The 16,896-nt window shown below is 55.5% G+C and carries 11 protein-coding genes and 3 pseudogenes; 8 read left to right on the top strand and 6 right to left on the bottom strand.

Annotated features, from left to right (window positions below; all coding sequences use genetic code 11):
• Nucleotides 1-100 precede the first annotated feature (100 nt).
• Both EN804_RS28040 and EN804_RS28035 read right to left on the bottom strand, forming a co-directional pair.
• Entirely contained in the window at nucleotides 101-1,318 is a 1,218-nt protein-coding gene (locus tag EN804_RS28040; RefSeq protein ID WP_063169320.1) for a serine hydrolase, read from the bottom strand.
• A 354-nt stretch (nucleotides 1,319-1,672) separates the two neighbouring features.
• Nucleotides 1,673-2,050: pseudogene (locus tag EN804_RS28035) on the bottom strand (alanine dehydrogenase); the annotation flags it as partial.
• Between the two features lie 458 nt (nucleotides 2,051-2,508).
• Here EN804_RS28035 and EN804_RS28030 point away from each other — a divergent pair.
• The 4 genes from EN804_RS28030 to EN804_RS28015 all read left to right on the top strand — a co-directional run bounded on the left by EN804_RS28030 (nucleotide 2,509) and on the right by EN804_RS28015 (nucleotide 7,916).
• Nucleotides 2,509-3,351 (top strand): transporter substrate-binding domain-containing protein, encoded by an 843-nt coding sequence (locus tag EN804_RS28030; RefSeq protein WP_063169318.1) that lies wholly within the window; start codon nucleotides 2,509-2,511, stop codon nucleotides 3,349-3,351.
• Between the two features lie 60 nt (nucleotides 3,352-3,411).
• Nucleotides 3,412-4,386 (top strand): amino acid ABC transporter permease, encoded by a 975-nt coding sequence (locus tag EN804_RS28025; RefSeq protein WP_063170377.1) that lies wholly within the window; start codon nucleotides 3,412-3,414, stop codon nucleotides 4,384-4,386.
• A gap of 94 nt (nucleotides 4,387-4,480) precedes the next feature.
• A complete protein-coding gene (locus EN804_RS28020; RefSeq protein ID WP_135921822.1) occupies nucleotides 4,481-5,224 on the top strand; it encodes an amino acid ABC transporter ATP-binding protein in 744 nt (247 codons plus the stop codon).
• A 352-nt stretch (nucleotides 5,225-5,576) separates the two neighbouring features.
• Nucleotides 5,577-7,916 carry a penicillin acylase family protein gene (locus EN804_RS28015; RefSeq protein WP_063170375.1) on the top strand — a complete coding sequence of 780 codons (2,340 nt, stop codon included), beginning with the start codon at nucleotides 5,577-5,579 and terminating at the stop codon, nucleotides 7,914-7,916.
• Nucleotides 7,917-8,746: 830 nt separating this feature from the next.
• On the opposite strand, the pseudogene EN804_RS28010 reads toward EN804_RS28015, so the two are convergent.
• Together EN804_RS28010 and EN804_RS37385 are read right to left on the bottom strand one after the other, a co-directional pair.
• Nucleotides 8,747-10,203, bottom strand: a pseudogene (locus EN804_RS28010) (MFS transporter).
• 155 nt (nucleotides 10,204-10,358) lie between these two features.
• Nucleotides 10,359-10,514, bottom strand: coding sequence for a hypothetical protein (locus EN804_RS37385; protein WP_164548527.1), 156 nt, complete (start codon nucleotides 10,512-10,514; stop codon nucleotides 10,359-10,361).
• A gap of 258 nt (nucleotides 10,515-10,772) precedes the next feature.
• Between EN804_RS37385 and EN804_RS28000 the strand changes: the two genes are divergently transcribed.
• The gene (locus tag EN804_RS28000) at nucleotides 10,773-11,948 is read left to right on the top strand and encodes a Xaa-Pro peptidase family protein (RefSeq protein ID WP_135921815.1); all 1,176 of its coding nucleotides are present in this window, start codon (nucleotides 10,773-10,775) and stop codon (nucleotides 11,946-11,948) included.
• A 2-nt stretch (nucleotides 11,949-11,950) separates the two neighbouring features.
• On the opposite strand, the pseudogene EN804_RS27995 reads toward EN804_RS28000, so the two are convergent.
• Both EN804_RS27995 and EN804_RS37380 read right to left on the bottom strand, forming a co-directional pair.
• Nucleotides 11,951-12,582, bottom strand: a pseudogene (locus EN804_RS27995) (IS5 family transposase).
• An 85-nt stretch (nucleotides 12,583-12,667) separates the two neighbouring features.
• Nucleotides 12,668-12,838 carry a hypothetical protein gene (locus EN804_RS37380; RefSeq protein ID WP_164548526.1) on the bottom strand — a complete coding sequence of 57 codons (171 nt, stop codon included), beginning with the start codon at nucleotides 12,836-12,838 and terminating at the stop codon, nucleotides 12,668-12,670.
• 443 nt (nucleotides 12,839-13,281) lie between these two features.
• Here EN804_RS37380 and EN804_RS27990 point away from each other — a divergent pair, with 443 nt between their 5' ends.
• The 3 genes from EN804_RS27990 (at nucleotide 13,282) to EN804_RS27980 (ending at nucleotide 16,893) form a co-directional block, all read left to right on the top strand.
• Complete coding sequence (locus EN804_RS27990; RefSeq protein WP_063169316.1) at nucleotides 13,282-14,445, top strand: M20 aminoacylase family protein; 1,164 nt, start codon at nucleotides 13,282-13,284, stop codon at nucleotides 14,443-14,445.
• A 62-nt stretch (nucleotides 14,446-14,507) separates the two neighbouring features.
• Complete coding sequence (locus tag EN804_RS27985; protein ID WP_063169315.1) at nucleotides 14,508-15,614, top strand: ABC transporter substrate-binding protein; 1,107 nt, start codon at nucleotides 14,508-14,510, stop codon at nucleotides 15,612-15,614.
• A gap of 190 nt (nucleotides 15,615-15,804) precedes the next feature.
• The gene (locus tag EN804_RS27980; RefSeq protein WP_224570037.1) at nucleotides 15,805-16,893 is read left to right on the top strand and encodes an ABC transporter ATP-binding protein; all 1,089 of its coding nucleotides are present in this window, start codon (nucleotides 15,805-15,807) and stop codon (nucleotides 16,891-16,893) included.
• Nucleotides 16,894-16,896: the final 3 nt, after the last annotated feature.

Raw genomic sequence — 16,896 nt, 5'->3', positions numbered from 1 at the left:
CCTAGCCGAACGCAGGAATTCGGCGTAGGCGCCCCAGTTCTTCAACCGCGAATTTGCAGGAAATTCCTAAACAAGCGCGGTGACCGTCTAGTGCATCAAGTTACGCGCGGAGCATCCTCCCCAATGCCTGCATCTGCGGCCTTCTAATCCGATCAATGTGGTCGCAAGCGGGGTGCGACCCGAAGCGCGCAATCACCATCTCCGCCTTTGGCGCTATGTACAGGTTCTGGCCGTAAAGGCCCCGACCTTCAATAGCATCAAGCTCGTCGTGTGATACCCACCATTGGCTTCGGTATGTATAGCCGAATGGGAGGTCCGGCTTGGCGGGGTGGTCGAGATCTTGAAGGTCGTAGACAACACTCGCGGGAACCAGTTGCTTGCCATTACACGAGCCTTCACATCGCATCAGCTCGCCGAAACGCGCCAAGTCGCGCAACGTCACATTGAGTCCGCTATGCGCCCTCGGCATACCGTTTGTCGGGTCGATCTCGACATAGGCGTCTTCTTCGCAGCCCAGTGGCAACCATAAGCGCTCCTCCAACAGTTGTGCGAACGACCGGCCCGTTGCGCGCGACATAACCCAAGCCATAACATTGGTATCGACGCCTTTGTAGACAAATTTGCCGTGCGCCCCTTCCTTTCGTATGGTACGCAGGTATTCGCATCTATATGACTTGTCTACACTTGTGTAATCTTCAGTAAAAGCAACGTTAGTTTGCATGTCCATGACTTGGCGGAGCGTTGCATCTTCCCACCCTGTACCTCGTAATTCCGGCACAAACTGCGATATTGTCTTCCTGTCGTCGAGAATGCCCTCATGCACCAACGCCGCGGCTAGGGTGCCCGCATACGATTTGGTGATTGACTGACACGAATGTTGTACGTGCGGCGCGAGTGCGCCGAAGTATCGTTCGTATATGATCCGCCCCCGATGCAGGACCAAAATGCCGTCGGTGTAGGTGTCGAATAGCGCCTCCTCGAACCGGTTGGTGCGGTCGTCCATGTCGACGAACGTGAGCCCATCGATTTCGGTAGACCTGTTGCTGCACTCAAGCTGCGACGGTCCGCCCCGCCCTCGCCACACTTGGACTGTGGGCCGCAGCTCACGCATATGCGATAGCGACCAGCGAAGCTGAGGAAAGGTCCAAACAGTTTCATTCTCGAATGTTACACGCTTGTCTGGCGGCGGCGGCGCACCGCGCATCCAGCCAAATTCGCGAGGATCCGATGCACGGCCGTCCAGGTATTGCTGTCCGTCGAATTCGAGTACGCTCTCCGACGCGTTACCGACGGTTTGCCGTTGTTTGAATTCTGTCATACATGGGATCCAATTTCATGCCTAGGCGCCCCCGGCGCCAGCTGGCTATCGAGAGTTGCGACCCAACCTCGGGAGTTCGGACTGGACTAAATCACAACATGTTATGATCATAGCAGCGGCAGGCGCGCATTCTATGCGAAATGTCCTCGACAACGCAGCAAATCAGCGTTGTATTGCGGCCGGCGCATACTTGCGGCCCCGCTCTCGCGTGGCAAGTAGGACCTAACTTGCCGAACGCTTCCAGCTACAAGAGGCATGAGCCATCATGCGCAGTATGCCGAGTACATCTCGATTAAACCGGGTCCGAACGGGTTGACAATTGTAACGCGTCTCCGCTGTCCGAGCTACGATGAGTCAAAAATTCTCTGGTCTATCAACGATGTTGACCCAGAGGGATACGTGCGAACTCGCAAGGCAAGAAATCGCGAAATGGCATGGGCGACTCTGCATGTTGGCGACGCGATAGTGGATAACGCCGTCGCCTTCGTAGGTGGGCTCGGCTTGAGTCGTCGCATGCGACGTCTCGAAGCAACCGCCCTGGTCAATAGCGACGTCGACCAGCTCCGAGCCCTTCTTCATGCCGGACATCATTTCGCGGGTGACGAGCTTTGGCGCGGCAGCACCGGCGATCAGCACGGCCCCGACCACGATGTCGGCAGAGAAGCATTCTTCCTCGAGCGCCCCGACGGTTGAGTAGCGGGTGCGCACACGGCCGGCGAAGAGGTCGTCGAGATTAGGGAGGTCGAGATTAGGGAGGTCGAGATTAGGGAGAGAGAGGGGCTTGGACCGCAGTTCCCACGTGACCAGAGTCAGCCCTGCAAGTTGTAATTCAACGCGCCAGTCCAGTTTAGATCCTTCCAAACAAGACGTCTTGTGGCGATGCAATCTGCAGCCTTCGGAGTCCAGCGAGTTGGCGAGTTCGCCGACCTCTCTGAGGCCAGGGTATCCGTGCTTTGTGAAATCGCCAGAGCGATCCGGCGAAAGCCAAGGGTAGTTCGCAGGAAACCTGCATCATCGAACTCGATTTCGCTGAATGCCAACAATGCAGAGCGATAAGGTGTCGTTCGTTAAATGACGGACCGGGATGGGTCCAATCAGCAGGGAGCAATGGCGCACCGCTAAGACACTCCTCTCGGTGGCGACGAAGGTAGCTTTCAAGAAAATAAGAACGAGAAAAAAGGGAACTATAGATGAACAATCATGTAACGACGGTCGTAGTTGCAGTCTCCATGGCGGTTGCGTCGATGTCTTTGTCAGCCAAGGCTTGCGCCGGCGAAGTCCTTGATCGTGTGCTCGCGGCACAGACATTGACGGTAGCGGTCGGGTCCGACTGGGGAGCCTTGTCTCACTTGAACGACCAACATGAACTCGACGGTGATGATGTAGAGGTCGCGAAGGGCATTGCGGACTACTTGGGCGTGAAGATCAAATTCGTGACCCCGGGCTGGGATATCATTCAGGCAGGCCAGTGGGGGGGGCGTTGGGACATGGCCATGGGTCAAATGACGCCGACCAACGATCGCGCCAAAAAATTCGCCTTCCCGGCCATGTACTTCTACGAAGGCGAAGTCGCTGTCGTTCACAAGGATAGCAAAGCGACGAAGCCTTCCGACCTGGAGGGCAAGATCGTCGGCGTCCGAGCGGGAACTCTTGGCGATTTGTATGCCAATCACAAGCTCACACCGGCATGGATCGGCGCTAAGCCAATACAATATCAATTTACAGCGGGCCAAGTGAAGGCTTATCCAAGTGCTAACTCTCTTACGCTTGACGACCTGCGCCTCGGCGATGGTGTTCGTCTCGATGGCGTCATTACTGAAGGAACGACGGCGGCTGCGGCAATCAAATCTGGCTATCCATTGAAGGTTATTGGCGATCCCTTATTCTACGCCCCGGGCGCTGTCACAATCGAGCGTGGCGATAAGGAGTTTATCGACAAGGTCGCTGCCGCGGTCAAGAAGATGAAGGATGACGGCACTCTTGCTAAACTCTCGGTCAAGTGGTTCGGGGGGGATTTCAGCGTCGATAAATAACATGACACAATCGTGGGCGTCCCCTTCCCGGGGGCGCCTCTTCTTAGGAAGAAAATGCTTATGCTTTACCACGATACAGTTGAATCTGAGGTGCTCGTCCACAAGCCATGGTTTATCGGCTGCATATTTGCAATTGTGCTCGCGGTTTTTCTTATCTTCAACGTAGCGGGCACCACGATGGGCGAACTCCTACGGCCCGTGATTGGCGATCACGCACAAGTGAAGTTTTACAGTCGCATTGCGATCGCTTTTGTAATTGCCGCAATGTTCTGCCTCAACCTCGTGCTGATTGGTTTTGTCCCGCTCAAAATCCAAATCGGGATCGTATGGTTTGAGTTGGTGCTACTGTTCCTTTCGCTCTTCGCGGCATTTGACTTAAGCATGCCATTTATTTGGGCAAACCTGCCATTTCTAATTACGCAGGGGGTAGTTACTACAGTTTACGTATCAGCGATGTCACTGCTATTTGCGTCGGCTATCGCAATAATCGGCGCGATTGCGAAACTGTCAAGCAACGGCATGGCTTACGCGATAGTCAGCTTCTACACTTCATGCTTCCGGGGTCTGCCGCTTCTCATGCAGGTTTATCTGATCTACATGGGCTTGCCCCAGGTAGGTTACGTTATTAATGCCGTGCCTGCAGGCGTGTTGGCGCTTTCGCTATGCAGTGGTGCCTACATGACGGAGATCTTCCGTTCGGGCATAGCCAGCATCGATCGCGGCCAGTGGGAGGCATCCCGGTCATTAGGTTTCGGCTTTGCGCTCACAATGCGCAGAATCATTCTGCCGCAAGCGCTTCCGGTTATCATTCCCCCGATGGGAAACACGTTCATCTCAATGCTCAAAGACAGCTCTCTCGTTTCGGTTCTTGGCGTTTGGGAGCTGACGTATCTAGCTCACTCACTCGGCCAGCCAACCTTCCATACTATGGAGATGCTAGTAACAGCGGCAATGATTTATTGGATTTTATCCGCCTGCCTGGAACTGGTCCAATCCCGGATCGAGGACCATTTTGCCAGAAGTAAGAAGCGATGATCGTGAATTCATTGGTCAAGCTAAAAAAGACGTCTAAGTTGGTTCGGCCATTTTCAAGGCACTTACAGATGCGCCAATGAACAAGAGAGATGCAATGTTGAGCGACGAAGTCATCGAAGCTAAGAATGTATCCAAATGGTATGGTGCCTTCAGAGCACTAACTGACATCAACCTAACCGTCCGCAAGGGCGAACGTATCGTCATCTGTGGGCCCTCAGGCTCGGGAAAGTCGACGCTGATCCGTTGCGTCAATCGGCTCGAAGCGCACCAGGATGGCGAGATTACCGTCACTGGGATTAGGTTACATAACAAAATGCGCAACGTAGCTGAAGTTCGCAAAAGCGTCGGCATGGTTTTTCAGCACTTTAATCTTTTCCCGCACATGACCGTGCTGATGAACTGTATGGCGGCGCCGATGTGGATAAAGGGCGTTCCAGAGGGTGAGGCTAGAAAGATCGCGCTTAAATTCCTAGAGCGCGTGCGCATTCCCGAACAGGCGAACAAATATCCGGCTCAGCTCTCCGGGGGACAGCAGCAGCGCGTCGCAATTGCCCGGTCCCTCTGTATGGAGCCTGCAGTCATGCTCTTCGATGAGCCGACCTCCTCGCTCGATCCAGAGATGGTCGCTGAAGTGCTCGAGACTGTGACCGGACTCGCACGCGACGGCATGACCATGGTATGCGTCACCCACGAGATGGGCTTTGCGCGCGCCGTGGCCGATCGAGTAATCTTCATGGATCGAGGTGAGATCGTCGAAGAGGGTACACCGCACGACTTCTTCAGAAACCCGCAGCACGAAAGAACGAAATTGTTTCTCAGCCAGATCTTGTCGCATTGAGGGAGCCATCCTTCAACGAGGCCGTTCGACCGAGTTACTGTGTATCGAATGCGTTGCCTCAGGCCAGCGAGACAACATGTGCGGATATTGTATTCGTACGTATTGGCTGACATACATCAGAGCGTTCTCGGCAAGCGCCTCGTTCCCGGAAGCGCGAGAGTAGGATCCCGCTGAGCTTGTGCGCAGCCCACCGTGCCAGTTCGCGTCCAGGCGCGCTGAGGATTGGCTCGCCACACATGATCAGGTTGCAAGAGTGCGGCCTCAACCCTCTGCCCGCAACCGACCACAATCTGCAGACGTCGTCCTCTGGCAGATTCCCGACCATCTTTGGGTGAACCAAACGGATCAACACATGTTAAAGAACATAACCTTCGACCGCCACAGCTCCGACAAGCTTAAGAGTGAGGTCACGATCGACATTGATAAATGGGGGGTTCCTCATATCAAGGCTCAGAACTTGCACGACCTATTTTTCGCGCAGGGTTGGAATGCAGCTCGAGACCGCCTCTGGCAAATTGATATTGCGCGCAAACGAGGTCTCGGTCTCCTGTCACGAGACTTTGGCCCCGGATATTTGGAGCAGGATCGGGCGGCGCGTCTCTTTTTATTTCGCGGAGCCATGAGTGCAGAATGGCAGGCGTACGGCCCGGATTCCGAAGAGATATGCTCAGCGTTTGCCGAGGGGATCAATTCCTACGTAGACAGTTGCCATGACGGTTTGATTGCCTTGCCACCCGAGTTTGGCCTCCTCGGTCACACTCCCGACTATTGGAAACCCGAAGACGTCGTTCGCGTGCGAACGCACTCACTAACCCGAAATGCGATTTCGGAGCTTCTGCGCTGCAGGGTGATGGCATTGGCAGGTGTGGAACGAGGTACCCGCCTCGACAGGTTGAGACAAGAATTGTCACCTCCGATAGCGCCACGACCAGCGGAGGGCCTTGACCTCGCCTTTATGACAGATCGAGTACTGCAGGATTTTCGCTTGGCAATCTGTCCCGTCTCATTCTCGAGGGAAAGACTTGCAGCAAGTCTTCAGGAAGCTGACCGTTGGACCCGCGTAACACCGAGTGATGAGATCATGCAGACGGTGTTCCAAGAGGGCTCAAACAACTGGGCCATATCCGCAACAAAAACCACAACGGAGCGACCAATCCTTGCTCTAGACCCGCATCGCAAGCACGTCCTTCCGTCCATCAGGTATCTTGTACACCTGAGTATGCCCGGGCTCGATGTAATTGGCGCTGGAGAGCCTATGATCCCAGGAATCTCCATGGGTCACAACGGGACAGCCGCCTTTGGTCTGACTATTTTCGGCGCTGACCAAGAAGATATTTATGTTTACGAAACCAAGAGTGAGGGAAATAAATACTTATATAAAGGGGCCTGGGAGCAGGTGAAGACTATACACGAGAAAATTCCAGTTCGCGCCCACACCGACCAGGAGGTAAAGCTTCAGTTCACACGCCATGGACCCATTTTAAACCAAAATGCTGAAAAAGACCGCGCCTTCGCACTGAGAACCGTATGGATGGATCCCGGCATGGCACCTTACATGGCCAGCTTGGCCGTAATGCGCTCTAAGACATTTTCAGAATACACCTCCAGTCTAGCAAACTGGGGTTGTCCTTCAGTTAATCACATCTATGCGGACACGTCGAATGTAATTGCGTGGAAACCGTCAGGTGCGGCTCCGGTCCGAAGAAATTGGGACGGCCTGCTTCCGGTTCCAGGAGACGGTCGGTTCGAATGGGAAGGGTATTTGTCACCGGACGATGGGCCGTTCGAGATGAACCCCGCCAAAGGTTTTGTCGCCACTGCCAACGCAATGAATGTTCCGGAGGAATGGAGTAGATCGCATCCTGCTTTTGGCTACGAGTGGTCTGACAGCAGCAGACATGATACCCTTCATACAACTCTCTCACGATCAGAGAAGATCTCGTTGCGGGACTGCATGTCGCTGCAATGTTCGGTGTATTCGCCGATAGCAGTTCGTATTCTTGCGAAACTAGACACTCTTCTCGGTTCGGTTGCAAACATGCCTGCGTTGCACTTATTTTCTAACTGGGACCGGCATTTGGATGCGAGTTCGCCAGCCGCCGCGTTCTTTGAGATTTGGCTTAGCAAACACCTTGGCCCGACAGTAGCTCGCTTAGAAAGCGCTGACGATGAAGTGTTGGCACTGCTCGTGCCTTTACAGCCTTCGGCCATAGCCTCTTGGCTCGAACAGGCAGAGCCTAGTGAAAAGTTGAAGCATTCCATAATGGAATCCCTAACTTCTGCCTGGAGTGAATGCATATGTCGATTTGGCGACGATTCTGCCTCATGGGCATGGGGCAGTATACATAAGCTTGATTTGCGCCACCCTCTGCAGGCACTGACGTCTGAACAATGGTCGTTGGGCGCCATAGCCCTCGGCGGAAGTAGCTCAACGCTCAATTTTTCGAGTTACCGAAGCGGCCAATTCTCTGTTTCAGAAGGACCGTCAGTGCGGATAATCATGGACGTTGGGTCATGGGATGACAGTCTCTTTATTAACAATCCAGGTCAGTCGGGTGTTCCGATCTCAAGTCATTATCGTGACCTCAATCACGATTGGCAACGGGGCGAATACAAGCCCTTGTTATATTCAGAGGAGTCCATACGGAGGGAGCTCGAACATAGGGTCGTCCTGTCTCCCGCTGACTGTTGAGGATGCGACAGTATAGGCCGCTTACCATTGTAGCAGGAACATATCGGTCGAACTCACCTGGCGGCAAGGTGAGGATCGACACTTTAGCGCCCGCCGGCCGACTTTGATATTGACAGCGGAACGCCCGGCCGGAATCTGGATGCGCTTGTGGGGCAATGATCCCGCTGGTGTGCGGCGACCACCCCTGATCGTCACGAGCAGGGCCGTCGCGGCCTCCAATAATGTTGCAGGAGACTTAGAAGCGGGATGTCCCGCATTGGCAATTGCTCTGCCTTGGGGCCATAGGGAAGAGGGGTAAGGTGCTGGCCCGACCACCGGAGAGCGCGTCTGTTACTACAAGGCTCGATCGCGGCCGCATCACGGCCCTCGGCGGCTGCCGATAACGCGCGCTTCGGGCGCTACCAGTACGCATTGGCGATAATCGCATCTGCTGTAGGAGAGCACTTGATTCGAGACTGACAGTGCGACGGTCAACAGGGTTCGCTATCATTGTCGAGCCGAGTTCAAGAATGGACACATACCTCAGGGAGGACCTTTCAGGGGGCAGACCATTGTCTGTCTCCTCATCCGAGAAACAAGCTAACCTCGCAGAGAGTGGCATCAGGGCAACACGTCATTGTCCTTCGATGCGACTGAATATCGACGACTTCAACGCGGCTTGCCGCCTTCGCGTATAGCCGCAGGACCTTGAATGCCGGGAACCAGCCGAGAAATGTTGGCGGTGGGTGAGCGCCTTTCATTTTTCAAGTCCGCTACATTCTGTCTGTCATATACCCGAAGGCGGCGATGCTTGTTGCCCGCCCGATGTGGTTAGCAGTTGACGTGCCTTCTTATGTATCTTCATTCAGCCTGCGGTGGCACGCTGGCCGTTTCGTTGAATGGCGGGGGAAAAAAGGCGTTGATGACTCAGGCTTGCGTGGAGCACTCGTGGGGCGCTCGATTGACAATGTTATTCGTGGAGAATGCTTTCCTTTGTGGAGGAGGATGATTCTCTCGTCCAGTTCCTTGTCGGCCTCGGTAAGGCGATGATTCAGGCGAAGGTAGTCGGTCCAGGTCGGCGTACGGAATGTCTCCGTCCATAGCACAGGCTCCTGAAGGTTGCGCTGGAGAGTCCAGTGCCGAGCACCAACGCGACTCTGTACATGCCGGCACCCGCGCATGGCGAGGAATTCTTCTAGATTTTCCACGAGTATGAGGTACTCGACTTTGACCACGATGGGGCCGCTTCTCGGCTTGAGACTGAGGGCGACTGCCGGCGCGTCGAATTCCTCCAAAGGGTCGGGCTCGGCCTCGCGACCCTCGCGAAGGGGAAACAGGACGCCGCTCGCAATGGAAGAGGCAGTGCCAGAAAAAGGGAGCACGCCGCACAGGCGACGCATGCCAGCGTCATTAGTTGCTCTTCTGACAAGCTCCGTCTTAATAGGCTGTTGGCGACGCCAGCCATGACGGCGCCTGTGCCGAAGCCGGCGATGATGGTGCCATAGGCGAGCGGTCCTTCGCCCAGCTGATCGCGGACAACCAATGGCAGCAGTGCGAGTATGGCGATGCCCGACAGGCCAAAGAAGGTTCCGCGGGCGATCGCCGTCTTGATTTCCGATGACATCGCTGTGAAGCGCAGCCTGTCATAGATGGCCGTCCTCATTGACTCACGTGGGAGAAGTGAGGAGCGAACCTTCCATTTGCATCGCCATATGGTGACCAAAGGGATCATATAGGTGAGTGTAAACATAGCGAAAGCCGTCATAAGTCCGAACGACGCAATCATGATGCCGCGAGCGCCGGTCCCACGGTCCGTGCAGTGTTGAAGCCAATGGAGAGGAGGGTGACGGCAGCGGGAACTTCGCGTCGGTCCACAATATCGCCAACAGAAGCCTGCCAGGCGGTATCGTTGAGCGCGGCACCACTTGCGATCAAGAAGCTGAAGCCGAAGATCATCCACGGGGCGATAAAGCCCAGCACCACTGAAGCCGTAGCATCGCGGATGCTATTACCATTAGGCATCGGCCGGCGAACATGACTCTTCGACGGCTGAAGTTGTCGGCGAGAACCCCTAGCGAAAATGGACAAAATGAAAGCGGGCAGGTTAGACGAAGCCTGCTCGAGCGCAACCATCAGATCGGAGGTCGGAACCGTTGCCATTAGCCAGCTGATAGCAACGGTCTGCATCAGCCAGCCAAGGGAAGAGACTTGAGAGGCTAAACCAGATTGAGCGAAATGTCGTATTCCTGAGCGGCGCAAACGTCTTCGGCGAAACTACATCCGCATCTGCGCCCGCCGCTTTGCTCATTGCTCCGACCGATTCGGTTCCGCCAAGCTTAACCACTTCGCGCGACACGATCCTCTTACACGTCGGATGCGCCAAATGCAGTCTTTGTATTAGTGTCATCTGGTAGCGAGATGCGGAGGTGGCGGCGGAGAGCCGTCGCTGGTGTCGCAGCGGCCTTACATCAGTGCAAACATGCTGTTGCGTGGCGCCGGCACAGTTCCCCCGGCGTCGGCGGCTTCGCCGGCAAGAATGCGAAGGCGCGCCGACTCGCTGCCAAGCTCAAGGTCGTCAGCATGGTTCTTCTGGCCGAGGCTGACGAGCTTGCCGAGCAACTCGGCGCCTTTGTCGGCGATCCTCTGGCGAGAACAAAGCTGTCGGAGACCAGCGTTGCCTGCATTGAGCGGCCGATGAAGGCACTATGCGCATCTCGCTGCGAGATGCAGCCGATATAAAAACAGCATTTGACGCTAGCCGCCAGGAAAGGGGATTGTCACCCCGCATGAGCCGGCGAAGCTTTTGTTCAATTTCGAACATGGACGCGATCGCGCGTTTTGCGCAACCAAACCACGACACACTGATTGAGGTGAGATATGGCGACGACACGCTCCGCAATTCCTCTGACTGGTGTACAGTTTCCGATATCAGAGTATGAGCGCCGGCAAAACAATGTGCTGGATGCGGTTGCTACGGCAGGCTTGGACGCAATCGTAGTAACGGCGCACGGCCACTTGAAGTATCTCAGCGGCTACGATGGGAGCGGTGGATATTTCGCGCCTTTCCCTCTTATTCTGATGCCGGGTCGGGTCCCGATATTTGTTGTCCGAGAATATGACGAGCAGGCAGTACGTTCATATAGCTGCATCGAGGAAATTGAAACCTATACACATCAGCCTGATTTTGGCAGGGTCTGCGCCGATGTATTGCGTCGACTCGGACTGGACAATAAGCGAGTCGGTTTCGAGCTTGGCTGCTGGAATCTCGCGCCCGCCGACGTGCGCGCAGTCCAAGACCAGCTCCCGGATCTGAAGATTACTGACGTCACCCGACTGGTCTCGTCAGTGTCAGCAGTGAAAGGAGAACTTGAGTTGGCGTGTATGCGCGATGCTGTTCGACTCACTGACGTGGCAATTCGAACCTTTCAGCAATCGCTTCGTCCCGGCATTACGGAGATCGAAATGGCAGCGGCCCTAGCTGCGGCGGTAACAAACGACCCCAGCAACGCCGCTGGGGATATCGGGCTTGCGCCGGGTACCATTTTGTTTGGAGAGCGAGTGAAGTTGCCCCATGCGCCAGCGACCCATCATCCTCTCAGCAACAACGAACCTGCCTTTCTGGAGATAGGGGCTTCGAAACACGGGTATACAGTGGGAATGGTTCGATGCGCAGTCCTTGGCAAACATCCCGAAACCGAATCTTTGCACGGCTTGGCTGAAGAGGTCATTGCGGCCCTTGTCTCCTCGATTCGACCAGGTGCTACGCCGGCGGACGTTCACGCTGCTGGGGGCGAGGTGTTGAAGCGATCTGGACGCAAGGGCGTCTTCCGCCAACGAACAGGATACCAAACTGGCATCAATTGGACTGAGCGCGGCGACCTAAGCCTGGAGCCCGATGTAAATGAACCACTCCGAGCTGGCATGACCCTGCACATGCCAAACATTTTGTGCAGCGAAAGTGGCTACCTATTTGGTGCCGGCGCACACGTGCTCGTGACAGAGCGCGGCGCGGAACTCCTGAGCGAAATCCCGCCAACACTTTATCGGGCGTGATGCTAGGCGGCGTGGACAAATTTGAGCCAGTATCTGGCGGTGGCTAGGTAGACCATTCCGAGGAAGCTATTGGCCAATTGATCGTAGCGGGTGGCAATGGCCCGGTTGATTTTGAGGTGGCCGAACATGCGCTCGATTCGGTTCCGCTGCTTGTAGAGCGCCCGGTCATACTCGATCTTCACGCGGCGGTTTGATCGGCCGGGTATGACGGGTTTAATCTTCCGCTCGGCGAGATCGGCGCGAATGGTATCGGCATCGTAGCCCTTGTCCGCAAGGAAGGCGTCCGGTGCACGAGTCCCCCTTTTCCGCCCGCTGCCGAGACATGGGCGCGAACTGTGGTGCTGTCGATGCTGTAGTGGCCGCTGTCCGCCATGACCTCGGCGAGCATTACCGCCACGGTCTCCCAGACCCCGGCCTCGCTCCAGCGTCGGAACCGACGATAGATGGTGTTCCAACTGCCGTATTTGGGCGGGACATCCCGCCATGGAGCGCCGCAGCGGAGCCGCCAGAGAATGCCGTTGATGATCGAACGATTCTGCTTGGGAGGTCTACCTCGGCCGCGTTTGTCAGGGTCGATGGGCAGCAAGCCCTTGAGAACACGCCATTCTGCTTCGGTGAGATCGCCCCTGCTCAAACCTGCCTCCAAAAAGCAGCCTTGAATCAATCCTCTTGGGCTACGTCAATCGCATCGACGTCCGAAATTCCGTAAGGCGGATATACTATTCCGCCAAGGTGATGGACAGTTCGAGAGGGCTGTCGCTATCCGCGAAAAATCGGCTGCCATCCTCAAACTCGATCACCACCTCTCCATCGCGGTGGCGCATGACACGGCGAACAACCTTGCCAATCAGCATCGACGTAGCTCGTTCGCTCTCTTCTTCCAGTGTCATTCCCAATGCTAACAACCCGATCGCAGGAAAGCGACCCTGCTAACATCGAATTTGTCCACGCCGCCTAGGGTCTGCGGTTTGCGGATTGAGTGGCAAAGCGCATGCAGTCCTGGAAAGTAGGTCGTGGGAGGGGGAGGAGTGTCGCGATGGTGACAGCTCTTCCTACTCAGACCTTTGCCATTGGCCGTTGCCAGCAGAGCCAGAGTTTATGATTGCCAGCACTTCGCAGCTGGTCCTCTAAGGCCGAAGCTTATCCATTTGAGGGCAAACGGCTTGTTATCGGGTCGCAGTCGCCGGCGCCAACACCGAGGCCTGAACGCGGGGCTATCTCGGTTCTAGATGGTTACGATATCCAAACTGCATTTGACGAAAACACCGGTGGCATCGATCATTAATTACGCACCGGCGCCTGATCCAAATTACTCAAATGCGGGAACGTGCCTATGGTTGGCGTTGACAGGTTCAAGGAGATCGAGATCGAAGCGATGACTTGGCGCCGGTACCTGCACGAGAATCCGGAGCTTGACTATCGGGTGAATGACACAGCGGCATTTGTGGCGGAAAAGCTGGCTTCCTTCGGGATTAACCACATCGAGTGCAGGATAGCTGAAACCGGCGTGGTTGCGTTGATCCAAGGTCAACTCGGAGATGGGCCCACTATCGGGTTGCGGGCCGACATGGACGCTCTGCCTATACTCGAAGCTTCAGGCAAACCTTGGACGTCGAAAAGGTCCGGACAGATGCACGCGTGTGGTCACGACGGGCATACTGCAATGCTCCTTGGCGCCGCGAAATACCTCGCCGCGACCCGGAACTTCAAAGGGTCCGTTGCCCTGATCTTCCAACCTGCCGAGGAAGATGGCCGCGGCGGCCAAAGAATGGTCCAGGAGGGGATCATGGACCGTTTCGGGATATCTCAGGTCTTTGGCATGCACAATTGGCCAGGCATGGAGGTTGGTGCGTTCGGCATTTGCGAAGGTTCGATTTTTGCCGCGCTCGACGAGTTCGATATTGTGGTCAAAGGCAGAGGGGGTCACGCGGCCGCTCCCCATCTGACAATTGACCCCGTCGTTGTTGCAGCTCAGATCATTTTAGGCTTGCAGACACTAGTCTCACGCAACACGGACCCCACCGAGTCCCTGGTGATCTCCGTCACAAAGCTGAACGCCGGACAAGCTTACAACATCATTCCCGAACGCGCGGAGATTGCCGGAACAGTCAGGACACTGTCACCGATTTTGCGCGACTTCGCTGAAAAACAGATTGAGGCGTGCGCGGAAAATATTGCACGCGCTTCCGGGGCGAAGGTCGAGTTTCAGCATCGCCGCCTGGAGCCCCTCACTGTCAATCATCCCGATCAAACGCGTCGGGCAACAGAGGTGGCGCGTGCTCTGGTCGGCCATTCATCGGTGAACCCCAAAGTCAAACCTAGTTTGGGGTCAGAGGACTTCGCGTACATGCTAGAGGCGCGGCCGGGGGCATGTATACTGCTTGGAAATGGATCGACTGCTGCTCTCCATAATCCAACCTACGACTTTAACGATGAAGCACTGCCATACGGCATTGGATACTGGGTCAACTTGGCCGAGGCTGCTCTAGCACCATGACATTGTCCAAGCAAAACAACCTTGGCTAATCAAGGCTGAGATCACAAGAAGAGGGTAACGACATGAAATACGAAATAAATCGCCGACGATTGCTGCAGGCGACATCGACCGCCATGGCGGCTGGCGCTCTGTCTTCAATTGCGGGCCGCGTTGCGGCCCAAACACCCAACCAGATCAACGTAGTGCTAGGCGGCGGCGATTGGGGAAAGGCTAACATTGAGGCTTACGCTAAGCCATTTGAAGCTGAGACCGGTATCAAGGTCAACCCAATCACCGACGACATGGGTATGGGACAGGTCGAGTTGATGGTAAAATCGGGCAATGTCACGGTAGATGTCGGGGCGCTTACGCAAGGGTCCGGCTTGGTCGCAGCTAAGAAAGGAATTCTTGAAGAAATTGATTACTCCTTGTTCAGGAAAGAAGAGCTAGACGGAATTTATGAATTTGCCAAGCAACCGTTTGGCGTGGCAAATTTGATTTACTCATATAATATGGTATATAGCACAGACGTATTCCCAGCTGATAAACCCCGGCCGACAAACTGGGCTGAATTCTGGGATGCTGATAAGTTTCCCGGCGTTCGCACCTTGGTGTCCGGCCAGTTTGGTTCAGAAGGACCCTGGGAAGAGGCCCTGTTAGCGGACGGTGTATCTCCCGATAAGCTCTACCCGATGGATATCGACCGGGTGTTTGCCAGTTTGGACAAAATAAAGCCGCACATCCGTAAGTGGTGGAGCAGCGGATCAGAGATTCAACAGATGTTGCATGATAAGGTCGTTGACATCGCTCAATCGTATGACGGAAGAGCTCTACTGTTGATCGATCAGGGCGCCGCGACGGAGATCAATCGAAACCAGGCGAAGCTGCAGTGGGATTATTGGGTCATTCCAAAGGGTTCACCCAACGCGAAGGCTGCGCAGAAGTTTATCGAATTCGCCACTCGCGCGGAACGTCAGGCAGCATTTTGCCAATTGTTTCCTGAGGGACCAAGCAACGGCAATGCGTTCAAACTTCTTCCCGAGAAAGTTGCGCGCAAGCTCCCTACCCACCCAGATTACATCAAGAGCAGCGTTTCCATCAACGGCAAATGGTACAATGAGGTAGGCCCCAGCGGTGTTTCCAACACTGAGATGCTTATCCAGCGGTGGAATGAGTGGATCCTGCAGTAGGGTTGGTTGAAGTGCGAAAGTCCGGTCGGGGTAACTCCATACCGGGCTAAAGTCGAAACTGATGCTGAAAATGTGACGGGGAGCGGGGTAGCCCACTAGCCTCTCCGCTCACGGCATCGGGTACGACGGCAGAAGGTACGGCAAATGCCTGCTAATGCACGCCAGCGATGGTGGAGGAGCCACAGTGAACATGCACGCAATGAATACCGCCCCCCGTTCGGAAGTTGACGCTGCAGATGTGAACCAATCGGTGCCACAAATTCAGTTCAGCAGTGTTACCAAGATGTACGGGAGTGTTCCGGCGGTCAGGGATCTGTCGCTGACCGTGCGTCGCGGCGAGTTCTTGACGATTCTCGGCCCGAGCGGCTCGGGTAAGACCACTACCCTGATGCTCTTGGCCGGCTTTGAGGCCCCGAGTTCGGGTGATATTATGATCGCCGGCCATTCAGTGGCTTCGGTCCCGTCCTACCGGCGCGATCAAGGAATTGTGTTCCAGAGCTATGCGCTGTTCCCGCATCTCACAGTGGCTCGAAACCTGGAATTCCCTCTCGAAATGCGGGGCATGGCTCCCGATCAGAGGAAGGTTCGGGTAGCCCGTATGCTTGAGCGCGTGCATCTAGGGGAATTCGGCGGTCGCATGCCATCCCAATTGAGTGGCGGTCAGCAGCAGCGCGTGGCGCTAGCCCGCGCGCTGATTGCCGATCCACCCTTCCTATTACTTGATGAACCGCTTGGCGCACTCGACCGTAACCTGCGTGAGCAGATGCAGATCGAGATGAAGAGCTTGCACAAGGAGTTCGGTATCACGACGGTGTGCGTTACGCATGACCAGGAGGAGGCGCTTACTCTGTCAGACCGGATTGTTGTAATGCGCGCAGGACGTGTCGAGCAAATCGATACACCAGAGGCCCTCTATGATCGGCCATCATCGTGCTTTGTCGCTAAATTTCTGGGTGAGGCGAACATTCTCGAGGATGCCTTGTTGCTGGCCAGAGGGGGCAACGCGCCGCAAATCGGCACCGTTGCGATGATAAGGCCAGAGCGCATCAGTGTACTTCCGAAGACTGCGGAGTGGGCTCAAACGGACCAGCGGCAATATGTTGCCGGTGCGGTCGACGATATGATTTTTGCCGGCCCTCTGCGAAAATACCATGTTCGCGTTGGCAACAATGTTCTCATCGTCCGGGAACATGTCGCGGCAGACCAACCTGTTTTCCAGCCAGGCGAGGAGGTTTGCCTCACGTGGCTGCGGTCAGACATTCGCTTCGTTTCGCCATAAGCG

Source organism: Mesorhizobium sp. M8A.F.Ca.ET.161.01.1.1 (genome assembly GCF_004792105.1).
GTDB lineage: Bacteria > Pseudomonadota > Alphaproteobacteria > Rhizobiales > Rhizobiaceae > Mesorhizobium.
The sequence above is the reverse complement of the archived record's forward strand: the minus strand, read 5'-3'. Positions and strand labels throughout refer to the sequence as shown.